This window comes from Actinoplanes sp. CA-252034, assembly GCF_050956125.1.
Classification (GTDB): Bacteria; Actinomycetota; Actinomycetes; order Mycobacteriales; family Micromonosporaceae; genus Actinoplanes.
Window position 1 is genome coordinate 9,016,516 of record NZ_CP191846.1, and the last position, 23,722, is coordinate 9,040,237.

Annotated in this window: 25 protein-coding genes; 8 read left to right on the forward strand and 17 right to left on the reverse strand. The window is 72.0% G+C overall.

Going from position 1 to position 23,722, the window contains the following annotated elements:
- Positions 1 to 25: 25 nt before the first annotated feature.
- Genes ACQPZW_RS40735 through ACQPZW_RS40755 form a run of 5 tightly spaced genes read right to left on the reverse strand, consistent with a single transcriptional unit; the run spans position 26 to position 4,747 of the window.
- Complete coding sequence (locus ACQPZW_RS40735; protein WP_433791381.1) at positions 26 to 535, reverse strand: DUF664 domain-containing protein; 510 nt, start codon at positions 533 to 535, stop codon at positions 26 to 28.
- A 9-nt stretch (positions 536 to 544) separates the two neighbouring features.
- Positions 545 to 1,303, reverse strand: coding sequence for an endonuclease/exonuclease/phosphatase family protein (locus ACQPZW_RS40740; protein ID WP_433797759.1), 759 nt, complete (start codon positions 1,301 to 1,303; stop codon positions 545 to 547).
- Positions 1,304 to 1,314: 11 nt separating this feature from the next.
- Complete coding sequence (locus ACQPZW_RS40745; protein ID WP_433791382.1) at positions 1,315 to 2,769, reverse strand: phosphatase PAP2 family protein; 1,455 nt, start codon at positions 2,767 to 2,769, stop codon at positions 1,315 to 1,317.
- 38 nt (positions 2,770 to 2,807) lie between these two features.
- Positions 2,808 to 3,821 (reverse strand): YihY/virulence factor BrkB family protein, encoded by a 1,014-nt coding sequence (locus tag ACQPZW_RS40750; protein WP_433791383.1) that lies wholly within the window; start codon positions 3,819 to 3,821, stop codon positions 2,808 to 2,810.
- Positions 3,818 to 4,747 (reverse strand): diacylglycerol/lipid kinase family protein, encoded by a 930-nt coding sequence (locus ACQPZW_RS40755; RefSeq protein ID WP_433797760.1) that lies wholly within the window; start codon positions 4,745 to 4,747, stop codon positions 3,818 to 3,820. Before ACQPZW_RS40755 ends, ACQPZW_RS40750 begins: the two co-directional genes overlap by 4 nt.
- Before the next feature lie 94 nt (positions 4,748 to 4,841).
- Between ACQPZW_RS40755 and ACQPZW_RS40760 the strand changes: the two genes are divergently transcribed.
- Genes ACQPZW_RS40760 through ACQPZW_RS40770 form a run of 3 tightly spaced genes read left to right on the forward strand, consistent with a single transcriptional unit; the run spans position 4,842 to position 6,716 of the window.
- Positions 4,842 to 5,336: a DUF1990 family protein gene (locus ACQPZW_RS40760; protein ID WP_433791384.1), complete on the forward strand. Its 495-nt coding sequence runs from the start codon at positions 4,842 to 4,844 to the stop codon at positions 5,334 to 5,336.
- Positions 5,337 to 5,373: 37 nt separating this feature from the next.
- Positions 5,374 to 6,141 (forward strand): MBL fold metallo-hydrolase, encoded by a 768-nt coding sequence (locus tag ACQPZW_RS40765; protein ID WP_433791385.1) that lies wholly within the window; start codon positions 5,374 to 5,376, stop codon positions 6,139 to 6,141.
- Positions 6,138 to 6,716 carry a DedA family protein gene (locus ACQPZW_RS40770; RefSeq protein WP_433791386.1) on the forward strand — a complete coding sequence of 193 codons (579 nt, stop codon included), beginning with the start codon at positions 6,138 to 6,140 and terminating at the stop codon, positions 6,714 to 6,716. The genes ACQPZW_RS40765 and ACQPZW_RS40770 overlap by 4 nt, the downstream gene beginning before the upstream one ends.
- Here the strand turns inward: ACQPZW_RS40770 and ACQPZW_RS40775 are convergent.
- Complete coding sequence (locus tag ACQPZW_RS40775) at positions 6,691 to 7,614, reverse strand: serine hydrolase (RefSeq protein ID WP_433791387.1); 924 nt, start codon at positions 7,612 to 7,614, stop codon at positions 6,691 to 6,693. The two genes, ACQPZW_RS40770 and ACQPZW_RS40775, sit on opposite strands and share 26 nt — an antisense overlap.
- A 133-nt stretch (positions 7,615 to 7,747) precedes the next feature.
- Between ACQPZW_RS40775 and ACQPZW_RS40780 the strand changes: the two genes are divergently transcribed.
- Entirely contained in the window at positions 7,748 to 8,476 is a 729-nt protein-coding gene (locus ACQPZW_RS40780; protein ID WP_433791388.1) for a hypothetical protein, read from the forward strand.
- Here ACQPZW_RS40780 and ACQPZW_RS40785 read toward each other — a convergent pair.
- The 3 genes from ACQPZW_RS40785 to ACQPZW_RS40795 form a co-directional block, all read right to left on the reverse strand.
- The gene (locus tag ACQPZW_RS40785) at positions 8,473 to 9,621 is read right to left on the reverse strand and encodes a cytochrome P450 (RefSeq protein WP_433791389.1); all 1,149 of its coding nucleotides are present in this window, start codon (positions 9,619 to 9,621) and stop codon (positions 8,473 to 8,475) included. The two genes, ACQPZW_RS40780 and ACQPZW_RS40785, sit on opposite strands and share 4 nt — an antisense overlap.
- A 122-nt stretch (positions 9,622 to 9,743) precedes the next feature.
- A complete protein-coding gene (locus tag ACQPZW_RS40790; RefSeq protein WP_433791390.1) occupies positions 9,744 to 10,730 on the reverse strand; it encodes a S1 family peptidase in 987 nt (328 codons plus the stop codon).
- 308 nt (positions 10,731 to 11,038) lie between these two features.
- On the reverse strand, positions 11,039 to 11,590 hold the full coding sequence (locus tag ACQPZW_RS40795) for a winged helix-turn-helix domain-containing protein (protein WP_433791391.1): 552 nt from the start codon (positions 11,588 to 11,590) through the stop codon (positions 11,039 to 11,041).
- 296 nt (positions 11,591 to 11,886) lie between these two features.
- Here ACQPZW_RS40795 and ACQPZW_RS40800 point away from each other — a divergent pair, with 296 nt between their 5' ends.
- Entirely contained in the window at positions 11,887 to 12,288 is a 402-nt protein-coding gene (locus ACQPZW_RS40800) for an NADPH-dependent FMN reductase (protein ID WP_433797761.1), read from the forward strand.
- A 22-nt stretch (positions 12,289 to 12,310) separates the two neighbouring features.
- On the opposite strand, the gene ACQPZW_RS40805 is transcribed toward ACQPZW_RS40800, so the two are convergent.
- The 5 genes from ACQPZW_RS40805 to ACQPZW_RS40825 are packed head-to-tail and all read right to left on the reverse strand — an operon-like array spanning position 12,311 to position 17,149.
- On the reverse strand, positions 12,311 to 13,993 hold the full coding sequence (locus tag ACQPZW_RS40805; protein ID WP_433791392.1) for a S8 family serine peptidase: 1,683 nt from the start codon (positions 13,991 to 13,993) through the stop codon (positions 12,311 to 12,313).
- 39 nt (positions 13,994 to 14,032) lie between these two features.
- Complete coding sequence (locus ACQPZW_RS40810) at positions 14,033 to 14,659, reverse strand: response regulator transcription factor (RefSeq protein ID WP_433791393.1); 627 nt, start codon at positions 14,657 to 14,659, stop codon at positions 14,033 to 14,035.
- On the reverse strand, positions 14,656 to 15,801 hold the full coding sequence (locus tag ACQPZW_RS40815) for a sensor histidine kinase (RefSeq protein WP_433791394.1): 1,146 nt from the start codon (positions 15,799 to 15,801) through the stop codon (positions 14,656 to 14,658). The genes ACQPZW_RS40810 and ACQPZW_RS40815 overlap by 4 nt, the downstream gene beginning before the upstream one ends.
- 5 nt (positions 15,802 to 15,806) lie before the next feature.
- Entirely contained in the window at positions 15,807 to 16,232 is a 426-nt protein-coding gene (locus tag ACQPZW_RS40820) for an ABA4-like family protein (RefSeq protein WP_433791395.1), read from the reverse strand.
- The gene (locus ACQPZW_RS40825) at positions 16,229 to 17,149 is read right to left on the reverse strand and encodes a hypothetical protein (RefSeq protein WP_433791396.1); all 921 of its coding nucleotides are present in this window, start codon (positions 17,147 to 17,149) and stop codon (positions 16,229 to 16,231) included. The genes ACQPZW_RS40820 and ACQPZW_RS40825 overlap by 4 nt, the downstream gene beginning before the upstream one ends.
- Before the next feature lie 111 nt (positions 17,150 to 17,260).
- Between ACQPZW_RS40825 and ACQPZW_RS40830 the strand changes: the two genes are divergently transcribed.
- The 3 genes from ACQPZW_RS40830 to ACQPZW_RS40840 all read left to right on the forward strand — a co-directional run bounded on the left by ACQPZW_RS40830 (position 17,261) and on the right by ACQPZW_RS40840 (position 20,215).
- On the forward strand, positions 17,261 to 18,682 hold the full coding sequence (locus ACQPZW_RS40830) for a hypothetical protein (RefSeq protein WP_433791397.1): 1,422 nt from the start codon (positions 17,261 to 17,263) through the stop codon (positions 18,680 to 18,682).
- Complete coding sequence (locus ACQPZW_RS40835; RefSeq protein WP_433791398.1) at positions 18,679 to 19,227, forward strand: nucleotidyltransferase family protein; 549 nt, start codon at positions 18,679 to 18,681, stop codon at positions 19,225 to 19,227. The genes ACQPZW_RS40830 and ACQPZW_RS40835 overlap by 4 nt, the downstream gene beginning before the upstream one ends.
- Positions 19,228 to 19,411: 184 nt before the next feature.
- Entirely contained in the window at positions 19,412 to 20,215 is an 804-nt protein-coding gene (locus ACQPZW_RS40840; RefSeq protein WP_433791399.1) for a pectate lyase, read from the forward strand.
- Positions 20,216 to 20,461: 246 nt separating this feature from the next.
- Here ACQPZW_RS40840 and ACQPZW_RS40845 read toward each other — a convergent pair whose 3' ends face one another.
- The 3 genes from ACQPZW_RS40845 to ACQPZW_RS40855 form a co-directional block, all read right to left on the reverse strand.
- Positions 20,462 to 21,340 carry a GlxA family transcriptional regulator gene (locus ACQPZW_RS40845; protein ID WP_433791400.1) on the reverse strand — a complete coding sequence of 293 codons (879 nt, stop codon included), beginning with the start codon at positions 21,338 to 21,340 and terminating at the stop codon, positions 20,462 to 20,464.
- A 75-nt stretch (positions 21,341 to 21,415) separates the two neighbouring features.
- On the reverse strand, positions 21,416 to 22,000 hold the full coding sequence (locus ACQPZW_RS40850; RefSeq protein WP_433791401.1) for an isochorismatase family protein: 585 nt from the start codon (positions 21,998 to 22,000) through the stop codon (positions 21,416 to 21,418).
- A 92-nt stretch (positions 22,001 to 22,092) separates the two neighbouring features.
- The gene (locus ACQPZW_RS40855; protein ID WP_433791402.1) at positions 22,093 to 23,679 is read right to left on the reverse strand and encodes a DUF6194 family protein; all 1,587 of its coding nucleotides are present in this window, start codon (positions 23,677 to 23,679) and stop codon (positions 22,093 to 22,095) included.
- Positions 23,680 to 23,722: the final 43 nt, after the last annotated feature.

The window sequence follows — 23,722 nt, forward strand, 5'->3', positions numbered from 1 at the left end:
GCGCCCGAGGTCTCCAGACGGAAGCTCACTCGCCGGTGGGGCCTCCGGCCAGCTCGACGACGACGTCCAGGTGGCCGAGGTGACGGGCGTACTCCTGGAGCAGGTGGAAGCAGACCCGCTCCAGGGTCGCCGGGTCGGCGCCGGACCAGCGCGGGCCGGGCGCGCCGACCGTGTCCAGGTCGTTCGCGGCGATCGCCGCGGCGGTGTGCCGGCCCTGGGCCCGCAGCTCCGCCGTGAGCCCGGCCAGGGTCTCCGACTCCTCGACGTGCCAGCGGTCGTCACGGTGGTCGGCCCACGGGTCGGGAACCGCTCTGCCCTCGAAGCCCCACTCGATCCAGCGCCGTTCCACGTGGCGCAGGTGTTTGACCAGCTCCAGCGGGGTCCAGCCGGACGGCAGGCGGCTTGCGCGCAGGTCCGCCTCGGGCAGCGTGGCCGCCTTCGTCAGCAGGCTCTCCCGGAAGTGGTCGAGGTAGCGGGTGAACACCTCGGCACGGTTCGCGGCCGGAGTCGTCGGCGACGGGAACTCGATCGTCATACCGCGAGGTTAGAGGTCCACGTCGGCGCGGACCGGATAGTGGTCGGAGGCCTGGTCGGTGGTCTCGTCGCGGACCACCCACGCCCGCTCGGCCCGGGCCGCCAGCGGTGCGGTGGCCAGCAGGTAGTCCAGGCGCATGGCACCGAACTCGCGGCCGGCGAAACCGGTCGGGACGGTACGGCCGTCGCCCTCTCCCACGGCGGCCCAGAGGTCGGTGAACCCGGCCGTTCGGAACGCGGCCAGCGCACGGGTGTCCGGCGTGCCGTCCGGGGCGAGGTGCCGCTGCTGGAAGAGCGAGTGCACCTCGCCGAGCGCGGCACTGTGGTCGCCGTCGGGGTCGAGGCCGTTCATGTCACCGGCGATCAGTGCCATCCGGCGGGGTGAGCCGTAGCGGGCGGACAGCCAGCGGGCCTCGCGGTAGCGGCGGTACGGGGAGAACGGGTTGAGGTGGGCGCTGACCACGGTCAACGGGCCGGCCGTGGTCTCGACGACCGCGACCGCCGCCGCGTGGTGCAGCCGCCAGCGGATCGCCGAGCGACGCAGGATCCGCCGGGACGGGCGCACCAGGATCGCGACCGGCTGGGCGAACCCGGCCGGTGCGAGGTGAACGGTCATGCCCGCCTCTTGCGCCAAATGGTGCAGGCGTGGACCGTACCTCCGGAATTTTTGAAGTTCCTGCAGGCAGAGAACGTCGGGCTGTTCGCGGTGGATGACCTGGACGATCGCCGGGAGGCGGTCGCCGCCGCCGTTCTTGATGTTCCAGGTCATCAGCCGCAGCGTCATCCGACGGCCACCGGTCGGCGGGTGGCCTGCTCGGCCTCGGCGGCCGCCTCGGAGGCGGTCTCGGCGTGCGCATTCGGGCGGACCGTGAACCAGAGGACGGTCAGCCAGCCGACCGTCAGCAGGGTGGCGCCGAGCACGTCGGTGGGGTGGTGCATGCCGCGGTACATGCGGGAGAGCGCCACGACGGCCGGCATGATCACGGCGAGGGCCGGGAAGATCCAGCGCCACGGCTGCCGGACCCGGGCCATCACGATGATCGCGATGGCCGCCCAGAGGCACATGGTCGCGGCGATGTGCCCCGACGGGAACGACGACGTCGGCATCTGACCGTCGAGCTGCTCGGCCGACGGGCGCGCCCGGCCGACCGAGGCCGCCGCGCAGAGGAAGAGGGTCAGCTCACCCGTCATGGCCAGGGCCAGGAACAGGATCGGCCGCCACTGCCGCCACAGGGCCAGCGCCAGCGGGCAGAAGAACAGCGAGATGATCAGGATGGCGTGGGTGTCGCCGGCCTTGCTGGCCAGCCAGCTCAGGTCGTCGAGCGAGGGCGTGCGGAAGGTCTGCAGCCAGCGCACGAAGCCGTCGTCGAAGGAGGGCTCCCAGCGGTTCACCGAGTATCCGACCAGGTAGAGCAGGCCGAAGACGAACACCCAGCCGACGAGGATCTCGGCGCCCTTGGCCCACGGGTGCGGCAGGACCGCCTCCTCGGCGGGCGCGGGACGCAGGTCCGGGCCGGCCTCCGGCTCCAGGCCGTCGGTGAGCGACGGCACCGGGCGGCCCGCCTCGCGGCGCCAGATCCGGAAGGCGTACGCCGTGACGCTGATCCAGGCCACCCCGAGCAGCCACCCACCGACCACGTCGGACAGGAAGTGCACACCCAGGGCGATCCGGGTGAACCCGACCGCCGCGACGATGACCGCGGCCAGCCCGATGAACCAGGGCCGCCACCGCCGTCGCATCGCCGGGAGGAAGACCAGCACGATCATCCCGTAGACGACCATCGAGCCGAGCGCGTGCCCGCTGGGGAAGCTGTTGCCCGGCGCGGACGCCACCGGCGCCTCGACCACCGGCCGCAGCCGTCCGATCAGCGCCTTCAGCGACGGGTCCATGATGAGCGCTCCGGCCCCGGTGACCACCAGGTAGAGCGCCGGACGCGGACGCCGCCGGATCAGCAGGACGGCGACCAGCAGGGCCACCAGCGGGATCATGAAGCCCCGGCCGCCGAACGAGGCGATCTGCTGCAGGATCGCGACGGTCGTGTCCGAACTCGACGCCCAGTCGTTCAGCCCGTCGGCCACCGACCGGTCCAGGCCGAGCAACGGCTGCCAGTGGAACCGGACGAGCGTCAGCAGAATGCCGAAGGCCAGCCCGATCGCGGTCACAACGGCCAGCCCCAGCACGCTGCGCTCGGCGAAATGTCTTACCGGCGCCCAGCGGGCTCGCTTCTCGGTCACGGCGTACTCCTGATTCGTCCTGGAGAGGTGCGCCGTTCTTACCCGGTGGGCTCCGCCGGTACACCGGGTTCACGTTGGGCGGGGACCTCCGGTTCCGGGTCCGGCTCCCAGCGGTCCTCCAGCGCGGGCCGCCGCACACCGACCCGCCGGGCCTCCAGCTGGGCGGCGAAGGCCAGGCCGAGGAAGAGCGCGATCCCGGTCAGGTTGGCCCACAGCAGCAGCGCCATGATCGCGGTCAGGGCGCCGTAGGTGGCCCCGAACCCGTCACTGAATCGGATGTACCCGGCCAGGAGCAGGCTCGCCAGCCACCACAGCACAGTGGAGACCACGGCGCCGAACAGCAGCCAGGACAGGGCCGGCTGGTTGCGCCGCACCGAGTGCCGGAACAGTAGGCCGACCGCGAAGACGATCAGCACCAGGCTCAGCGGCCACCGCACCACGTCCCATGCCACCCGCACGCCGTGGCTCAGCCCGAGATGCTCCTGTGCCGAGTTGCCGGCATCCCGCCCGGCCACCAGCAGCAGGAACCCGAAGAGCGCGGGCAGGCCGGCGACCACCGCCAGCACCGCGGCCCGCAGGTACTTGGGCAGGGCCGGCCGGTCGCGTTCCACCCCGTAGATGCGGTTGGCACCGCGCTCGATCTGCGCCATGGCGCTGGTCAGCGCGAACAGGCCGGTGATCAGACCGAGGCCGAGGGCCAGCTCGCCGGCCTCCTCGGTACGGTCGTCGTCCATCAGCAACTCGGTGACCAGCGGCTCGCTGGCTCCCGGGGTCAGCGCGATGACGGTGTCCGCGACGATCCGGCCGCCGTCCTCCACGCCCAGATCGGTGGCGAGACCGGAGAGGGCGATCAGGAACGGGACGATGGCCAGGCACAGCTGGAACGCGAACGCCCGGGAGTGACTGAATCCGTCGCCGTAGCGGAACCGCACGAACGCGTCGTGCAGCAGCGGCCAGCGCCCGTAGTGCCGCAGCGCGAGGAACGCGTCGTCGGCGGACAGCTTGTCACCCGGCATCATCCGGGTCTCCGGGACCGGCTGGGTGCTGCTCAAGCCTTCTCCCTCTCCTTGGCGCGCCGGGCCACCTCTCCGGCGTCGTGGGCCAGGTCCGGATCGACGTCCGGCTGGGGAACGCAGAGCAACAGCGCCTTCGGCCTCAGATGGATCTTCATGACCTTGCCCGGGGCGATGTTGTCACCGTCGAGCTGACGCGCCTGTGCCCGGTTACTGTAGATCTCAACCCGGGATGCGGTGTAGGTCTCCATCAGCGGCACCCGCTCCCGGCGGCTCACCACCGCCCAGGCCAGCGCCGCCCAGTGGGCCAGGTTGGTGGGGCTGAGGATGGCCACGTCGAACTTGCCGTCGTCCGGCTCGGCCTTGCTGAGCAGCCGGACGCCGCCCTGCAGCCGGCCGACGTTGCCGACGATCACCGCGGCCGGGCGGCGGGGCATCGGCGGGCCGCCGTCCAGCCGGATCCGCACCCGCATCGGGCGGTCCAGCAGGTGCTGCGCGGCGCCTCCGACGTAGGCCAGCCAGCCGATCCGCTTCTTCGCCTTCTCCGAGGTGTCCTCGAGCATCTGTGCGTCGAAGCCCATCCCGGCCATCACCACGAAGCACCGGTCGTCGATCACGCCGACGTCGATGCGCCGGCGGCCGCCCTCCAGCGCCACCTCCAGGCCGGTGGCCGGGTCGGTGCCGAGGCCCAGATTGGCGGCCAGCAGGTTGCCGGTGCCGGCGGGCAGGACGGCGAGGGCCACATCCGTACCGGCGAGGGCGGTGACGACGGCGGTCACGGTGCCGTCACCGCCGCACGCGAAGACCAGCTCGGCACCCTCGGCGACGGCCCTCTTGGCCTGGCCGCGTCCGGGGTCCTCCGGGGTGGTCTCATACCAACTGGCAGCGGGCCACCCGGCGCGTGCCAGCCCCTGGTCGACGGTGCGGCGCAGTTGATCGGGATCGGCCACCTTGGTGGGGTTCATCACGACGGCGCAGCGGGGTCCAGTCACGCCGCTCAGTGTGCCGGAGTCATGTCACGGCGGCGACTCGACGGCCCGGTCGGGGCACACTGCACGAGTGACCGAAGTTACCTATCCACATGTCGGATCCACCCGGACCGGACAGCTGCCGTCCGGCTACCGCCATCTACGCCACCGGACCCGGATCGGCGGCGGCGAAGAGACACTGGCCCGTGCCGGCGAGGCGATCCTCACCTTCCGCATGCACCGGGCCATCGGCGCCCGGATCAGCGCCGACTCCGGCAGGGCCGCGCCCGGGGTGCTGCTCACCGTGGGGCTGGGGCCGCTGCGCGCCCCGTGCGAGGTGGTCTGGACCGTCGAGGAGGGCGACCGGATCGGATTCGCGTACGGCACCCGGCCCGGCCACCCGGCGACCGGCGAGGAGGCGTTCGTGGTCGAGCGGGACGAGCACGACCACGTGTGGCTCACGGTCACCGCGTTCAGCCGCCCGGCCGGCCGGTTGATGCGGGTGGCCGGCCCGGTCGCGGTGATGTTCCAGCACGCCTTCGCCCGCGCGTGCGGGTCGGCCCTGCGACGCCTGAGCAAGCGCTGAACCCATCCGCGTCACGGCGGCTGGGTACCTTGGGGCGGTGAGCGCGACCGAGGTCACCTGGTGGGGGCACAGCACCGTGTGGCTCGCCGACTCCGGTGTCAGTCTGCTGACCGATCCGGTGCTCACGGGGCGGCTCGCGCACCTGCGGCGCATGGCCGGTCCCTCACCGCGCCTGCCCGGCGCGCCGGACGCGATCCTGCTGTCCCACCTGCACGCCGACCACTTCCACGTGGCGTCGCTGCGGGCGGTGCCCGGCGAGCCGGTCCTGGTGGTGCCGCGCGGCGCCGCGGCGTTCGCCGCGCGAGCGATACCCGAGGCGGCCCGGCGCTGCGTCGAGCTGGGGCCCGGCGAGGAGACCGCCATCAAGGGGGTACGGGTGAGAGCCGTCCCCGCCAGACACGACGGAGCCCGCGGCCCCTGGTCGAGGGAACGGGCCGCCGCGGTCGGCTTCGTCATCGAGGGCACGGCCCGGACGTGGTATGCGGGGGACACCGGCCTGTTCGACGAGATGCACGATCTGGGGCCGCTGGACCTGGCGCTCATCCCGGTCGGCGGCTGGGGCCCCACGCTGGCCTCCCACGGCCATCTGGACGCTCGTGCCGCCGCCGAGGCGCTGCGCCGGGTGAAGGCGGCCTGGGCGGTGCCGGTGCACTACGGGACGTTGTGGCCGATCGGGATGGGCCGGGTCCGCCGGGACATGTTCGAGGAGCCGGGCGCGCGGTTCGCCGCGTTCGCGGCGGAGACGGCGCCGGACAGCCGGGTCCGGGTGCTGGCCCACGGCGAGACCCTCGGCGTGCGCCCGTGACGGGCACGCTGAGCGGCTCGGCCTGGCTGCTCCTGGTGGTGGCGTTCGGGGCGATCGTGCCGATCGTGCCGACCGGAGCGGCGGTCAGCGGGACGGCTGCGTTCGCGTTCCACGAACATCCGTACCTGATCTCGGTGGTGGTGGCATCCGGCGCGGCCGGGGCCTACCTGGGTGATCTGGTGATGTATGGGATGTGCCGGCTCGGTGGGGAGAGACTGGCCCGGCGGCTGCGCTGGCTGCGCGACGAGGAGCACCTCACCGGGGTCAAGGACCGGCTGCGGGCCCGGCAGGTCCCGGTGCTGCTGGTGTCCCGGCTGATCCCGGGCGGCCGGGTGCCGGTGCTGCTGGCCGCCGCGTTCGCCGGGATCCCGTGGCGCACGTTCGTGGTCGCCAACCTGCCGGCCTGCGTGCTCTGGTCGGTGGTGTACGCCGCGATCGGGCTGGCCGGCGGGTCGGTCTTCGGAGAGCCGTGGCAGGGCGTGCTCGCGGCCGTGGTGCTGATCCTGCTGGTCAACCAGGCCATCACCTGGTTCGCCAAGCGGCGCAAGCCTAGTACTTCAGATGCGTCCGGGTGAGCTTGGCGACCTTCTCCACGAGGCTCTGCCCGGCCGGCATCGTCGAGTGGGTGTGTGACAGCACGGCGATCGACACGTCGGTGTCGTCGTCGGTGATCTGACCGACCGTGTTGATGATCCACAGGTTGCTCTCGGAGGAGCGCTGCAGCCAGCCGTTCTTGACGGTGGCGTCCTCGCCGTCCTCGGCGGCGGCCGGGACACCCCAGTCCTGGTCGGGGGCGACCGTGCTCATCAGCTTGTGGGCGTACTCGCGGGAGGCCTCGGACAGCTCGCTCTTCTCGTCGACCAGTTGGGAGAGCAGGACCACCTGATCCTTCACGGTGGTCCGGGTGAGACCCCACGAGCTGCTGACCTTGGTCTGGGTGAGGCCGAGGCGCTTGTTGCAGGCGGTCAGCCCGTTGATCCGGCCGACCTTGCCGTAGAGCGAGGTGGTCGCGTCGTTGTCGCTGAACCGGATCATCTTGTCCGCCAGGGCCTTCTCCGAGCCGGTCAGCTTCCGGTCGGCGTCCTGGGCGGTGAGCAGCAGACAGGCCAGCACCTGCACCTTGACGACACTGGCGGTCTCGTACTTCTCGTCGCCGCGGTAGGCGTACGTCTCGCCGGTCTTGCGGTCGAGGACGGCGACCGAGAACTCGGGCTTGCCGGACGCATACTTCTTCAACGCCGCGTCGAGGGCCTTGACCCGTTTGGCGCGCTCGATCGCGGCGAGCTCCTCCGGACTGGGGCCGGTCGGGGTGGGCGAAGCCTTCGGCTCGTCCTGGAAGACGCCTGCCAGCGCACCACCACCGCTGCCGCCGGCGGTGCCGCTGTCGGCCAGGAGACCCTTCGCCACCAGGACCGAGCCTCCCAGAATACCGAGAGCGGCCGCCGTCACGATGAGATTCCGGGTACGTCGCACCCATGCATACTGCCGTGTCGGGCGGCCCGATGGCTCACCGGATTCCTGTGTATTCCCGACTTTCGACGCTCGGCTGTGCCCTCGGTACAGCCCGTCACCGGGCGAGGATGCGGAACCGGCGCACAATGGGTGCATGTTCTCTCTCGTGTCCGGCGCCCTCCAGATGACCACCACGGCGGCCGGCAAGGTGATCGAGACGGCGGCCACCGCGGCGACGATCCCGGTGTTCGGGCCGGGCCAGACCGAGCTGCTGATCAACCGGATCACGCTGGCCGCCGGCCGGGCCGAGGAGCTGATCGAGCGGGTGTCCGCGGTGGCCACCGCGGCCGAGTCGGCGGTGGCCGAGACACGGGCCATCGTGACCGCGGCGGCCATCGCCGTCGACGAGGTGGCCGCGATCGCCACCCGGGCCAACACCGCGATCGACGACGTCTCCGCGATCGCCACCCGGGCGAACAAGGCGATCGACGACGTCTCGACCATCGCGATCCGGGCCGACACGACGATCGACGGAGTGACCTCCATCACCACCCGGGCGAACGCGGTGGCCGGTGAGGTCGAGAGCCTGCTCGGCGACTACTCCCCCACGCTGCGCCAGGCCGCCCCGCTGGCCGCCCGTTTCGTGTCCGAACTCACTCCCGACGAGGTGACCGCCGCGATCCGCATGATCGACGAGCTGCCGGCTCTGCAGCGGCACCTCGTCCACGACGTGATGCCGCTGCTGGGCAAGCTCGACCAGATGGGCCCCGACCTGCACAAGCTGCTCGAAGTGACCGAGGACCTGCACCTGGCCATCGCCGGGCTGCCGGGCCTCAAGATGCTGCGCCGCCGCGGCGAGGAGCGGGTCGGCGACCAGGACTAGACCGCGAGGACCAGGCCCTTGATCTCGTAGGAGGCGATGTCGGGGCGGATCGTCACGGTCGGCTCCTGGATCATCCGCAGGTTGGGCATCGCGAAGAGCCTGCTCAGGAAGATGTCGGTCTCCTGGATCGCGATGTGCGCGCCGGGACACTTGTGTGCGCCGTCGCCGAAGGAGAGGCCGGGGCCGACCGCGCGGCCGGGGCAGACGGCGCGGGGCCTCTCGCCGGCCTCGGCGGGGTCCAGGTTGGCCGCGGCCACCCCGACCTCGACGCGGGCGCCGGACGGGATGGTGACCTCGCCGACCGCCACGTCCGCGGTGGTCCACCGGAGCAGGTCGCCGACGACCGGTTCGAGTCGCAGGATCTCGTGCAGGACAGCGATCCGGTCGGCCGGATCACCGCCGGTGTACCGCTCCCGCAGGGTCGCGTCGGTGAGCAGGTGCCAGGCGGCGACGGTGATGAACTCGCGGGTGGTGACCATGCCGGCGGCGGCGAAGGTGACGCACTCGCCGAGGATCTCGGGCAGGGTGCAGCCCTCGTCGATCAGGTGCGAGATCAGGTCGTCGCGGCGGTTGCGGCGGCGGGCGGCGACGGCCGGGCGCACGTCGCGCCAGAGGAACGACAGCATGACGAAGTTGTTGAACGCCTTCTGCCGGACAGCGGCCAGCCCTCGCGCGGCCGGGTCGGGAATGGTGAAGAACCGGTCGAGGCGCTGCGGCATCCCCGGCGCGCTCTCGGTGAGGCCGACGACCTCGGCCGCGACGGCGACGGCGAGCTGGAAGGAGAGCGCCGACAGGTCGGCCGCCCCGCGCCGGCGCAGCACCTCGCACTGCTGGTCGGCGAGCCGCTGCATCAGGTCCCGGTACGCCGACTCGACCCGTTTCGGGGTGAAGTAGCGGGCGGTCTGCCGGCGCTGCTCGCGGTGCTCCGGCCCGTCGCGGTAGAGCATCGGCAGCCGCATCCGGTGCTGGTGACGCAGCGCGTTCTCGATGCCGAGGCCGGCCTGCCGGGTGTCGGTGTGCCGCAGGAACAGCCGTGCGGTGGCGTAGTCCTGGATGTGCCAGACGCCGTCGGCACCGACCCGGGCCGGGCAGCCCGGCGCCTTGTCACCCCGGTGCACCTTGCGGCCGTTGTTCACTGTGGTCATCCATCGATTGTGATACACCGAACCCGCCCCCGATCAAGTGATCGGGGGCGGGTGTCCGGATCGGCCCGGCCCCGTCCGGATAGCTCACGGAGTGGGCGTCACCGGCGGGCCGCAGGCGTGTGTCAGAAGACCGAGACGCCGTACGCGCTCAGGGCCTCGACGACCGGCTGGAAGTAGGTGACGCCACCGCTGGAGCAGTTGCCACTGCCACCCGAGGTGAGGCCGTGCGCGGTCGTGCCGGAGTAGAGCGAGCCGCCGCTGTCGCCGGGCTCGGCGCAGACGGTGGTGCGGATCAGGCCGGAGACCGAGCCCTCGGCGTAGTTCACCGTGCTGTTGAGCGCGGTGACCCGGCCGGAGCGGGTGCCGGTGGTGGAGCCGCGACGGGTGACGGTCGCGCCGACGGCCGGGGTGGCCGCCGAGGTGATGTCGACGCTGGTGCCGACGCCGCCGGTCTTGGTGATGGTCGTGTTGGTGTAGCGGACGATGCCGTAGTCGTTGCCCGGGAAGCTGGAGCCGGCCCGGGTGCCGAGCGTGGCGGAGCCGTTGGTCCAGGTCGACGAGATGTTGGTGCAGTGGCCGGCGGTCAGGAAGTAGTTGGTGCCGGCGCTGTTACGGACGTTGAAGCCGAGCGAGCAGCGGCCGCCGCTGGGGGCGTAGATCGCGTCGCCACCGGAGATCCGGAGGCTGAGCTTGCCGGGGACGCTCTCGATGCGGGCGGCGTCACCGAGCTTGGCGACGGTGGCCTTGACCGCGTCGAGCTTGGCGCCGGTGATGCTCTCGTCCACCGAGACGACGACCTGGTTGGTGACCGGGTCGACGGCGAAGGCGGTGCCCGGCGTCTTCAGGTTGGTCTTGAGGTTGTCGTCGGCGGCGGCCAGCGCGGCGCCGCTGCGGGTGACGAAGCGCGGGGTGGCGCCGGTGGCCTTAACCTCGGCGGCGGTCGCGGCGTCGGTCACGTTGACGACGAGCTTGCCGGAGGAGTCGATATAGGAGCCCGCGTCACGCACGCCCAGACGGGAGTCGAGGGTGTTGGCGAGCGCGGTCGGGTCGGCGATCGGAGCGGCCGCGGCGGGGGTGGCGGCGAGTCCGCTTCCGACGAGGATGCCCATGGCAAGGCCGACGATCGGTCGGCGAAGCTTCGGGTTGAGCACGATTCCTCCCAGGGGGAACGGGTAGGGGTGGGTACGCCCGATCCGGCGCACCACGTGCTCGCAAGTATTTAAATCTCTCTATCAACTGGCAAGAGGTGTGAACAAACACCGAATGGCGATCAACAAGGGTCTGAACAGGGAAGACAGCCCATGCATACCGCGGACCTATTACCCGTTCGGGATGAAGCCGGAAAAAACGCAACCGGCCGGTGACCTCGGGTCACCGGCCGGCGCGGCGGCTACATCGACACACGTCAACAGCCTGCTTACCGCTCGACGACGACGATCGGGGCGTCGTCGGCGAGCCGGTAGCCCAGGCCGTACACCGTGGTGATCAGCTCCGGATCGTCGAGTTTGGTCCGCAGGCGGCTGACGTGCACGTCGACCGTGCGATTGGTGGTGTGCCGATGGCCCCACACGTGGGTCAGCAGCTGCGAACGGCTGAACACCTGACGCGGGTGGCGGGCCAGGAAGAGGAGCAGGTCGTACTCCAGGCGGCTGAGCTCCAGCAGCCTGCCGCCACGGAACGCGGTGCGCGCCCGCGGGTCGAGACGGATCTCGGCGGCACCCTCGGCGGACGGCGCGACCGGCACACCACCCAGCTCCACGGAGGTGGTCGCACCGGCCGCGTCCACCAGCTCGCGCAGCGCCGCGAGCACCCGCTCCCGGCCACCGGCCCCGCCCGCGATGCTGATCGTCACGGTCACGGGCGCCTGGTCATCGTCCACATGCTGCTCCGGCGGCGGTTCGGGCACCGGCCTCAGAAGGACCGGGCGGGGGTACGTGGCGTGCGGGTGGGCGACGGCCAGTGCGGACATGACTGCTCCTTCACGGTGGGTGAGGCAAGGATACATTTCCTATCAGTTAGATAGGCAGTGGCAGGCATCATATCCTCCGTAGTGACAATTCCCTATCGGCTAACTAGGATATGCGCCATAGTGCTCACCTCCGGCGCGTCGAGGCCGGCGACCATGCCATCGTGCGGCCTCCCGAGACAGGCACCGGCCCGCCGATGAAGCCAGAAAGGTCATGACATGACGGGAATCGTGGTGGTGTCCGGCAACCCCGGGCCGGATCCAGGACGTCGGCGCTCGCCGTCGCGGTCGGCGAGGCCATCGCGGAGCAGCTCGGCTCCCCGCAGCCACACGTGATCGAGGTCGGCTCGATCGGCGCCGGCCTGCTCACCCCGGGCGACGAGGCGACGAAGGCGGCCATCGCCGTGCTCAGCGAGGCGAACCTGCTGGTCGTGGCCACACCGACGTACAAGGGCAGCTACACCGGAGTCCTCAAGGTCCTGCTCGACCAGCTCCCGGCGCAGGCGCTGGCCGGCAAGCTGGCCGTCCCGGTGGTCACCGCCGGCGTCGCGCCGCAGGCCGCCGCGGCCGAGGCACTGCTGCGCCAGCTGCTGGTCGAGCTGGGCGCCATCGTGGTCCGGCCGGGCCTGCCGGTGCTGGAGAGCGACCTGCCCGAGTCCACCGCGGTCGCACAGAAATACGCCGCCGCCCTCGACTGGTGAGGACGGCGGCGCAGGCACGGGCTCAGCGGGCGGTCAGCGTGTACCTCCGGGCGGCCGTCTGGCCCCAGGCGTCGGTGAACCGGATCGTGAAGGTGTAGGCGGTACCCGCCGCACCGGTGGGTACGCCGCTCAGCAGACCGTCCGCCGACAGGCTCAACCCGGCCGGTAGCTCTCCGGAGTCCAGCGTCCACACACCGTCCCGGCCACCGGCCACCTCGAACCACTGCTCGAACGGCACCTCGGCGATCAGGTCGGGCAACACCTCGGTGGTGATCAGCGGCGTGGTGGCGACGACCGGGATCACCACCCGCTTCGTCACCGCCTGCGGCACGTAGTCGGTGAACCGGACGGTCACCGTGTACCGGCCGGGCTTCTCCGGTGTGCCCGAGACGACCCCGGCGGAGGAGAGCGACAGACCGGCCGGGAGCGTGCCGGAGTCGAGCTTCCAGGTGCCGCGGCGACCCGTGGCGAGGGTCAGCCGCGCCGAGTAGGGCACGCCCACCCCGGCCTGCGGGGTCCGGCCGGTGGCGATCACCGGGGCCTTGGGCGGCGCCGGGACGAAGAGCAGCCGGTTCGGGGCGCCGACCCGGTCGGTGACCTTGCCCTTGGTGGCGTTCGCGATCAGCTTCGCCTGCACCTGCGCCGGGGTGTACGCCGGGTTCGCGTCCAGCATCAGCGCGGCCGCCCCGGCCACGTGCGGCGCGGCCATCGACGTGCCGCTGTACTTCGCCGTGGCGGTGTCGCTGCTCGCGACCGACGACCTGATGCCGACGCCCGGAGCGAAGAGGTCCACGATCTTGCCGTAGTTGGAGAACGAGGCCCGCCGGTCCCGGCTGTCGGTGGCCGCCACGGTGATCGCCGCCGGCACGTCGGCGGGGCTGCTGCGCCGCGCGTCCCGGTCCTCGTTGCCGGCCGCCACCACGTAGGTGATCCCGGTCGCGATCGAGTCCTTCACGGCCTGGTCCAGCGCCGGGCTGTTGCCGCCGCCGAGGCTCATGTTGACCACCGCGGGCAGCTGCGCGTTCCGGGTCACCCAGTCGATGCCGTCGATGATCTCCGAGATGTAGCCTTCACCCTCGCAGTCGAGCACCCGGACCGCGACCAGCTTCACCTTCTTGGCCACACCGTACGTGGATCCGCCGATCGTCCCGGCCACATGAGTGCCGTGGCCGTTGCAGTCGTCGGCGTCCGTGTCGTGGCCGACGAAGTCGTAGCCGGAGACGGCCCGCCCGCCGAACTGCCGATGGGTGGTCCGGATGCCGGTGTCGACGACGTAGGCGTGCACCGAGTCGCCGTCGGCGGACGGCCGGTAGCCATGGGAGAGCGACCTGCTCCGCTGGTCGATGCGGTCCAGACCCCAGACCGGGTTCTTCTGGGTGCCGGTGACGGCCACGGTGCCGGTGCCGGTGCCAGCGCCGATGCCGGTGCCGGTGGCAGCGACGGTGCCGGTGAGCGCGATCTTCCGGTCCGCCTCGACGTGCCGGACCGACGGGTCGGCGGCGACCCGGCGGGCCTGGGTGGCGGTCATCTCGGTGACGTATCCGGGAAAGCTGCGGAACTGGCGCAGCAGCCGGCCGGCGAGCAGGTCCGGGACGCCGTCCTTCAACGTGACGATGTAACGGCCGGCCGGCTCGGCGGCGGCGTGCGCCGGTACCGGGGAGACGATGACGGAGGCGGCCACCGCCGCGGCGATCCACTTACGCATGCCCGGCGTGATCGGCCGCCGGACCCCCGGCTTGAGGAGTCAGACCCGGTGGGCGAGCAGGGCCAGGCGAACCCGGTTGGGGCTGCCCGTCTTGGTCATCAGCGCGGTGATGTGCGTCTTGACCGTGGTCACGCCGATGTGCATCCGCTCGGCGATCTCGGTGTTGCTCAGCCCCTCACCGACCAGCTCGAGCACCTCCTGCTCGCGGGCGGTCAGGCCGCCGACGCGGCCACGCGGCTCGGGCCGTGCGTCGACCGCGCGGCGCACCAGCCGGCGCAGCACGTCCTGGCTGAACGGGCTCTCCCCGGTCGCCGCCTGCCGGATGCCGTGCAGCAACTCCTCGGGCGGGGCGTCCTTGAGCAGGAAACCGCACGCCCCGGCCTGCAGCGCCGGGTAGAGGTGGTCGTCGTCGCCGAACGTGGTGAGCACCAGCACCCGGGCCGCCGGGCGGGCCGCGATGATCCGGCTGGTCGCGGAGATCCCGTCGACGCCGGGCATCCGCAGATCCATCACGATCACGTCGGGCAGCAGCCGGGCCGCCAGGTCGATCGCGGCCCGCCCGTCACCGGCCTCGCCGACCACCTCCATGCCGGGCTGGGCGTCGCAGAGCATCCGCAACCCGGCCCGGATCAGCTGCTGATCGTCGACGAGCAGCACCCGGATCATCCCGGCAGCACCGTGCTCACACGCCACCCCTTCCCGTCCGGCCCGGCGGTCAGGATCCCGCCCAGCACCTCGACACGCTCCCGCATGCCGGTGAGCCCGTGACCGCCACCCACCGGGGCGTCCCGCGGGCCGCCCGCCCGGCCGCCGTCGTCCATCACCGTCCACTCCACGCCGGAGCCGGCGGCGCGCACCCGCAACGAGGCCGTGGCCGACGGGCCGGCGTGCTTCGCCACGTTCGTCAGCGCCTCCTGGGTGAGGCGGAGCACGGCCAGGCCACGCACCGCGTCCAGCGAGCCGACCGCCGGGTCGATCTCGGCCTCCACGATCACCCCGGCCAGGCGGGCCTTCTCCACGGCGCCGTCCAGCGCGGCGGGCAGGGACCCCGGCTCGATCGCGGTCAGGGCGGCGTCTCCGCGTACCCCCTCGGGGTCTCTGAGCACCGCGACCAGTTGCCGCAGATCGGTCAGCGCCTCCGTCCCCGTCCGGTGGACGTCGTCGAAGACGTCGGCCACCTTCGGGTCGAGATCCGGCAGCACGTGCCGGGCCACCCCGACCCGCAGCACCACCGAGGCGATGTGATGGGCGACCACGTCGTGCAGCTCCCGGGCGATGGCGGCGCGCTCGTCGGCGCGGGCGGCACGCTGCTCCGACTCGGCCCGGCGGGTGGCCTGCAGGCCCAGCTCGTGGGTGGTCCGCCCGACGAGGCCCAGCAGGATCGGAAGGCCCAGGCTGGTGGTCAGCCCGACCAGCGACTCGGTAAGACTCACCTGCGACCCCGGCAGCCCCAGCACCAGATAGGTCAGCGCGACCAGCCCGGCGCCGGCCACGACGTGAACGGCCCGCGGCGCCCAGAACGCCAGCTCGCCCAGCGCCCACGCGGTGCCCACCTGATTGATCGTCGGATCGTCGATGAAGGCCAGCGCGATCCCGAAGAGCAGCGTCTGCACCAGCAGGTTCACCGGCTGCCGCCGGTGCAGCAGGAGCCCGGCGGCGAACGCGAGCCCGGCCAGCACCCACTGCGGCCCGGTCGGCGGCGCCTGCGTCCCGCAGATGACGAGCAGGTAGGCCAGGCCGCTGAGGATCAGCAGCAGCATGCGCGGGAGCGTCTCCCGCGCATTCAACAGGCGACCCGCCCGGCTCATGCCGATCAGCCTAGGCGCTCGGGCCGGCGTGACCGCACCGCGAGGTAGGCGGCCAGACCGAGCGGCCCCAGCATGATGGTCAGGAACAGGATCGGCGCCATCAGCAGGACCGGGATCCCGCGCTCCCGGCTGTCCAGGAAGGACCAGCGGCCGACGAACAGGTCGAAGGCGATCATGTGCGCCCATCCGGCGGCCGCCCCGGCCGGGGAGCCGAGCAGCTCGGCCACCCCGTCCAGGGTCGGGTTCGACACGCTCGCCCAGACGTTCGCGAAGTCCGGGACGATCAGCGCCGCGTAGATCGCCACGATCGGCAGCACGATCAGCGGGCTGCGCACGATCCGGGTGGTCCACGACCACTTCGGCAGCAGGATCATCAGCGCCCAGAACGGCGCGGCCAGCAGAAACGTGAGGTCGAACAGGATTCCGGTCACGCCCGGCCCCGGATCGCGACGACGCTCGCGGCACCGGTCACGGCGGCCAGGGCGGCGAACGCGGCCAGAGTGAGCCCGTCCGGTTGCAGCAGCGGTTGCGCGCGCAGCGCCTGCCAGGTCAAGAGGATCACCAGTACGGCGTACGCGCTCCCGCCGATCAGCACAAGCCGCGCCCGTACCGTGTCCGCCAGCCGGGTCCAGCGGGCCAGCCCGTACGCGAGCAGCGGCAGCGCCTGGAGCGCGTGCAGCCCGACGAAGTGGCTGATGCGCAGATCACCGCCGGTGGTGCTCCACCCGGTGACCGGCATCGACGGGCCGCCGTCGGGCACGCCGACCGAGTGCGCCCCGATCAGCCCACTGTCGGTCACCTGCGAGGTCATCAGGAAGGCGATCGCCATGCCGAGCAGGGAGACGCCCAGTCCGAGCCGGATCGCGAACGCGGCCGGCCGGTCCGGGATCCGCTGCCGCAGCACGGCCACCGCGATCACCACCTGGGCGAAGAACAGCACCATGATCGACGGCCCCATCAGGTTCCAGAGCGTCTCGTCGAGCGGGGTGCTCACGTTGAAGTGGCTGGTCGTCCCGCGGATCACCTGGGTCACGATGATGGTCAGCTCGACGATGGCCACCCCCAGGATGACGACGCCGGCCCGTTCGGCGGCACGGCTGCGCCGGGGCAGGACGGCCAGCATCCAGGCCAGTGTGAAGGCGTAGAACACGAACGAGACAGCGAACTTGAACGGCTTGAGCCAGATCGGGACGCCGGTGAGGATCCGGTCGTCGACGAAGATCCCGGTGAGGGCGATGACGGCCAGCACCGCGGACGCGGCGGTGAGAAACAGCAGCGACCGGTTCCAGCGGCCCGGGCTGCGCTGGGCGGGCACGCTTCCCGCGGTGAGCGAATCGATGGTGGTCATGGGCTTACGTTCGCCTGTTCCGGCGGTGGAATCGTCCGTCCGGGGGCCGCATCGGCGGCCGGTCGAAGGAGGGCTTCTCCTCCTCTGGTAGGAGGCGGCGATACTGGCGCGGTGGATCACCCTGCCCTCCTGATCGATTTCCCCTCCGACGAGACCGGCCGGCGTTCCAGCACGGCGTTCGGCCGGGCCGTCGTCGCCGACGCCCTGCGTTCCGTGGACCCGGCCGCTGCGGCGGCCGCCGAGCGCGAGTCCGACTGGCGGCGCGGCTACCCGCGCCACTTCCGAGCCCTGGTCGAGGCCGGTCTGGCCGCCGACGGCACGGCCGGCTACGAGATCGCCGAAGCCGGCCTGGCCTCGGTGCAGGCCCGCATCCGGTACCGGCGCGACGACGGCGAGTTCGCCCTGGCCCAGGCCCTGATGGCGGCGCCGGAGCGTGCGCTGGAGACGGTCGAGGTCAAGGGCGAGGGCCGGCCGGAGACCGAGGTCGTCCTGCCGTACCGGGGCGAGCTGCTGCGCGGCGACGCCCTGCAGCGCCGGCTGGACGCCTGGATCGCGGCCGGCGTGGTCGAGGAGTCGTGCGCCGACGCGGTCCGGGAGGTCGCCGCGTCACCGGACTGGCTGGACCTCAGCGACCAGACACTGGTCGCGGCCGGGGCCGGCACCGAGATGGGACCGGTCGGCTCGTTCCTCGACTGGGGCGGCACGGTCCTCGCCCTCGACCTGCCCCGCGAGGACCTGTGGCAGCGAATCCAGGGGAAGGTGACGGCCGGTCGGCTGTTCGCCCCGGTGAGCGGTGCGACCCCCGGCGCCGACCTGCTCAGTGACCTGAGCGCGGTGGCGCAGTGGGTGCTCGGCTTCGACGGCCGGCTGATCCTGGGCAACTACGTGTACGCCCCGGGCGGCGCGTACCCGCTGCTCGCGGCGGCCGTCGACGCGCTCGGCGCGCACCTGCGGCACCACCGGCACGACACGGCGCTCGCGTTCCTGGCCACGCCGACCGACGTGTACGCGGCGCCGGGCGCGGCCGTCACCCAATCGCGGGAGCGGTACGCCGCCCGGTCCGCGCGGGCCAGAGCCGGCGCCGTGGTCTCCGGCGGCCGGCTGCTGCGCCCCAACTACCTTCACAACGGGGTCCCCGGTCTCAACGACAGCCTGGTCCCGCAGCAGGGCCCGAACTACGCGCTGGCCAAGCGCATCCACCGCTGGCGGTCCACCCTGACCCGGCGCGACGGCGTGGTCAGCTTCGCGGTGGCGCCGCCGACGCGTACCCGGTCGGTGCTCAGCAACCGCATGCTCGCCGCCGCCTACGCGGGCGCCCACCTGTTCGACGTGGAGATCTTCGAGCCGGAGACGGCGAGCCGGCTGATGGCGCTGCTGCTGGTGCACCAGATCCGCAAGCCGCGATCGGCGGCGCCGGCGGCCTGGGAGGACGAGGCGGTCGCGGCGGCGCACGGTGGGCTGTGGCGCACCGCCTATCACCCGCGCACGGCGTTGCCGCTGGCCGCGGTCCGGGGTCTGGCGCTGCCGCGATGACGGTCGCGGGACTGGTGCTGGCAGCCGGGGCGGGCCGGCGCTACGGCATGCCGAAGGCGCTGGTCCCGTACGATGGCCGGCTCCTCGTGCAGCGGGCCGCGGACACGCTGCGCGAGGCCGGGTGCGACATGATCACGGTGGTGCTCGGCGCGGCGGCCGACGAGGTCCGGGCCGCCGCACCGGACCTGCCCGCGACCGTGGTCAACATGGACTGGCCGACCGGTATGGGCTCGTCGCTGCGCTCCGGGCTCGCCGCGCTGTCGGGGAGCGGGGCGACGGCGGCCGTGGTGCTGCTGGTGGACATGCCCGGCGTCTCGGCCGAGGCGGTCCGCCGGATCGTCGCCCACGCCGGCCCCGGCGCGCTGGTCATGGGCGGTTACGGCGAGCGGCGTGGGCATCCGGTGCTGCTCGGGCGCGACCACTGGGCCGGGGTGTCGGCGTCCGCGACCGGGGACCGCGGCGCCCGCGACTATCTGCGCGCCAACCCGGTCCGGGTGGTGCCGGTGGACGACGTCGCCGACGACACCGACATCGACGTTCCGTAGCCCGGCAGTAGCACAAAATTACAGGCAACGTTTCCTCGGCGAGCGCACACTTATCAGTGGAATGCATTTCTCCGTCCATTTATAAATGCACGGTTAAATTACTGGTTAAGCGAGTTGACAGGGGCTGCTAATGGGGTTCAGCATTTATCTCGCTCCCCCGTCATTCCCCTTTGAAAGGCCGATAGTGTTCAACAATCTGCGGAAGCGATGGCGTGCCGGTGTCGTGGCGATCGCCGCGCTCGGTCTGGGCCTCGGTGCGGTCGTCTACACGCAGGGCGCTTCCGCCGCGACCTGGCCGACCGCGACCGGCACGGTGAAGCTCACCGCCACCAAGGCGGTCTCCGGCACCCTCGACGGCGGCCTGAAGCGCTACGTCGGCAGCGGCGCACTCGGCAGCGGCAGCCAGGACGAGGGCCAGGATCCGATGTTCACCCTGGCCGACGGCGCGACCCTGAAGAACGTCATCATCGGCTCCCCGGCCGCGGACGGCGTGCACTGCCTGGGCTCCTGCACCATCTCCAACGTGTGGTGGGAGAACGTCGGCGAGGACGCGGCCACCTTCAAGGGCGGCTCGAGCGCCAAGTACACGGTCACCGGCGGCGGCGCGAAGGGCGCCGACGACAAGGTGTTCCAGCACAACGGCGGCGGCACCCTGACGATCAGCAGCTTCGCGGTGGCCGACTTCGGCAAGCTCTACCGCTCCTGCGGCAACTGCTCCACCCAGTACAAGCGGGCCGTCGTCCTGAAGAACATCGAGGTCACCGCCCCCGGCTCGAGCCTGGTCGGCATCAACTCGAACTTCGGCGACACCGCCACGCTCTCCGGCATCACGATCGTCGGCGACAGCAGCAAGAAGATCTCCATCTGCGTCACCTACAAGGGCAACAAGACCGGCGCCGAGCCCACCAAGGTCGCCACCTACAAGGCGAGCACCGGCGGGGACGGCACGAATTGCAGGTTCACCTCCGCCAACATCACCTACAAATAACGGCTTGCCGCTCCGCGGAGCGACCCCCCGATCGCTATCCCCCCGTGTGAGCGCAAGCCACCGGTGAAACGGCCGGGCCCGGTGCCAGACGGGCCCGGCCGTTCCCGTTGCTTTTCTTTGTTCGGTACGGCCACAAAGGGTCCCGTGTCGATCCGGATCAGGCAGTCGCCGGTACGGACCGTCCGCAACCGCCGGGCCGAATGCGGCCCCAGACGTCACCCCGCGAGAGCGAGCCGCCGCCCCGGGTCAGCGGGCGCGGAGGCGGCGGAGCATGCGGGCGTCGGTGAAGCCGACGGCCCGGGCCGCGGACTCGGCGGTCGAGCCGTGGCCGATCAGGTACTCGGCACGCTCCACGCGGAGCAACTGCTGATAGCGCAGCGGGGTCCGGCCGGTCGCGGTGGTGAACAGGCGGGTCAGGGTGCGCTCGCTGACACCCGCACCGGCGGCCAGATCGGCCAGCGGCAGTGGGGCGGCGAAGTCCGCGTCGATCCGGTCCTGGACCCGGTGCACCACGTCGCTGAGGTGGGCCCGATGACGCAGCATGGCACTGTGCTGCTGCTCCTCGCCGTTGCGCCGGGCGTAGACGACCATCTCGCGGGCCACCCGGGCGGCGGTCGCCGGGCCGTGCCGCTGGGCGACCAGGTGCAGGGCCAGGTCGATGCCGCTGGCGATGCCGGCCGATGTGACCACCCGCTCGTCGCAGACGTAGAGCACGTCCCGGGTGACGGTCGCCTTCGGGAACCTGCGGGCGAACGCGTCCTGCAGGTCGTGGTGGGTGGTGCAGCGGCGGCCGTCGAGCAGGCCGGCCCGGCCCAGGGCGTCCGCTCCGGCGCACACGCTCGCGACCGTCCCGCCGGCCGCGTGATGGGCGGCGATCCGGTCCAGGGTCGCCGGCGTGAAGTAGCCGTAGCCGCTGCGCCAGCCCGGGACCAGCAGCAGGTCACCGGGGTCGAGGGTGGGCCACTCCAGCTCGGCGCAGAGCGGCACACCCTGCCACGTCGGCACCGGCGACGCCTCGGCCACGTAGTGCAGCCGGTAGCCCGGGGCGGTGGAGAACACCTGCGCCGGGCCGGCGAGGTCGAGCAGATGCACCTGCGGGGTCAGCACGAACAGCACCCGGCTCACGATCCGGTCACCTCCCTCCGAGGACGCGGCGGACGAGCCGGCCCGCTCGCTCGCAACGGCCGGCGAGCGCGCCGGTCAGGCTCCGATGATCTCCGCAACGGTCTTGACGGTGGCGAAGCGGCCGGACAGCGCGTAGACGGTGCGGGCCGCGACGTCCGCCGCCGACAGCGTACGGGGGTCGGCCAGCAACTCCTCGACGGTCTGGTCGGCGGGGGCGCCGGGGTGCGGGATCGGGTTGGTGGCGGTCGCGTCGATGGCGAACGTCACCTCGTAACCGAGGTCGGAGGCGACCCGGGCGGTGGTCTCCACGCACTGCTCGGTCCGCAGCCCGCACACCGTGATCGAGCGGACCCCGGCCACGGTGAGCAGGTGCTGCAGATTGGTCGTGGTGAAGGCGTTGTGCACCGTCTTGATCAGCAGCGGCTCGCCGTCGGCCGGGGACAGCTCGTCCATCACCCGCACGTGCCCACTGGCCGGGTCGAAGGTGTTGCCGGTGCCGGGTTCGGAGTGCAGCACCCAGATCACCCGGTCACCGGCGGCGCGGGCGGCGTCGACCAGTTGCGCCACCTTCTTCGCCACATCGGGGTTGTCGGTGGTCGCCCAGAGCGGGCGGGCGCGGAAGGACTCCTGAACGTCGATCACGACGAGTGCGTTGGTCATGTCCCTCATCCAACGCCGCCCGGGGGCCGCGCAGAAGACACCATCACGCCCGGCCCCGGAACGATCCGGTCAGCGGAGCCGGGCGACGGCGGTCAGTGCTCCCGGCGCTTCTCCCGGGCCGCCGACCGGGTCCGGGCCCGGTCCAGCAGGCGGGTGACCTCGGCCGCGGTGGCCGGGCCGGGGTCCACCACGCTCACCCAGCCCTGCACGGCGTAGGCCGGATGCGGGACGAGCAGGTCCGGCTCGGAGAAGTCGATCTTCTCCTGGTGCGCGGCGAACTCCTCCGGGCCGTAGCCGAACAGGTTGCGGAACTCGTCCCGGCCCACCTCGATGTTCAGGCGGTGGCGGCCGTCGGCGGTGAGGGCGGAGCGCTCGTCGAAGCCGGGCACGTCGTGATGCACGATCGTGGCGAACGGGCGCATCCGGTCCTCACCGGCGAAGAAGAACCGGTCACCCCAGGTGTACGGCGGCATGTCGGAACCCGGCTCGATACGGGTCCCGGTCACTCCGGGCAGGCCGCTGATCCGGGCGGCGACGGCGGCTCCCGGGCCGTGACCGATGTGCAGGACCGCGTCACAGCCCTCGACGATCTCCCGGTTCAGGGCGAAGTGGCCGAGCAGATCGTGCGCCCGTTCCCGCAGCCCGTCGCCGGCCGGAGGCGGGAGAACGCCGGTCTCGGGGCCGAGCCGCTCCTCGTAGGTGCCCGGCTCGGGGACGCCCAGGCCGGCCGGGCCGCTGGCGCCGAGGCTGCCGGCCACGAACACGTAGCGGTCGCCGAGCAGGGTCGACACGATCGAGCCGGCCCCGGACCACTCGGCGGCGTAGTCGACACCCTCCCAGTGGGTCTCCCACCGGCTCGGCCCGCGCTGCAGGTGGCTGTTGTGGGCGGCGACCAGGACCGGGCCGCGATCACGCTCGACGGCCAGGATGTCGAGCAGGTTCTGGGCCATCAGGGCGTCGCGGGTCTGCAGGAGACGGGCGATCCGCTCCGACGGGGTGCCCGGGCCGGCCATCGCGGCGTGGTAGGCGAGCAGCCCGATCGCCGTCGACGCCAGCACCCTCGCGTGCTGCCAGGCGCGCGCGGAGGTGTCCTTGACGAGGCGGGGCGCGTGGCCGTACAACCTCGTCCGGAAATCCTCCGCCAGACCTCGCAGCGCGGCAGCCTCCGGTGAGCGGCCGGGTGATCGCGCCGCGTCATACATGATCTCCGGGGCCGTCCAGCGGGTGTCCTCGCCGACCAGGTCGTCGAGCTCGGGCGCCGGGGCACCCAGGTAGTCGCGGAGTTTTCGCAGGTAGGGGCCAGGGCTGGGGGCCGCTTCGATCTCGGTGGGCGCGTCGAAGCCGTGGAAGGCGACGCGGTCGGACGGTGGCCGGGCCGCGTTGTGGGCGCGCAACAGGTCGATCAGGTCGCGGGTGGCCGGGTGCTCGCCCCAGCCGTGGCTGATGCCGGTGGACAGGTCCAGGTCGTCGCGGAGACCCTGCACGTAGTCGTCGACGGCGAGCGCGGCGGCCCGGTCCGACTCGATCGCGATCGAGCGGAAGCCCTCGCCGATGAGGGTCTCGAGGATCCGGTTGCGGAGGCCGGGGAAGGCCGGCTCGCCGTGGTAGGGCTCGCCCAGAGCCAGCAGGCGCGGGCGGCGCGCGGAGATCAGGGATCGCAGCTCGGTGTCGAAAGCCATGACCTCAACCGTATCGTTGAACCAGCGGTTGAAACTTTTGATC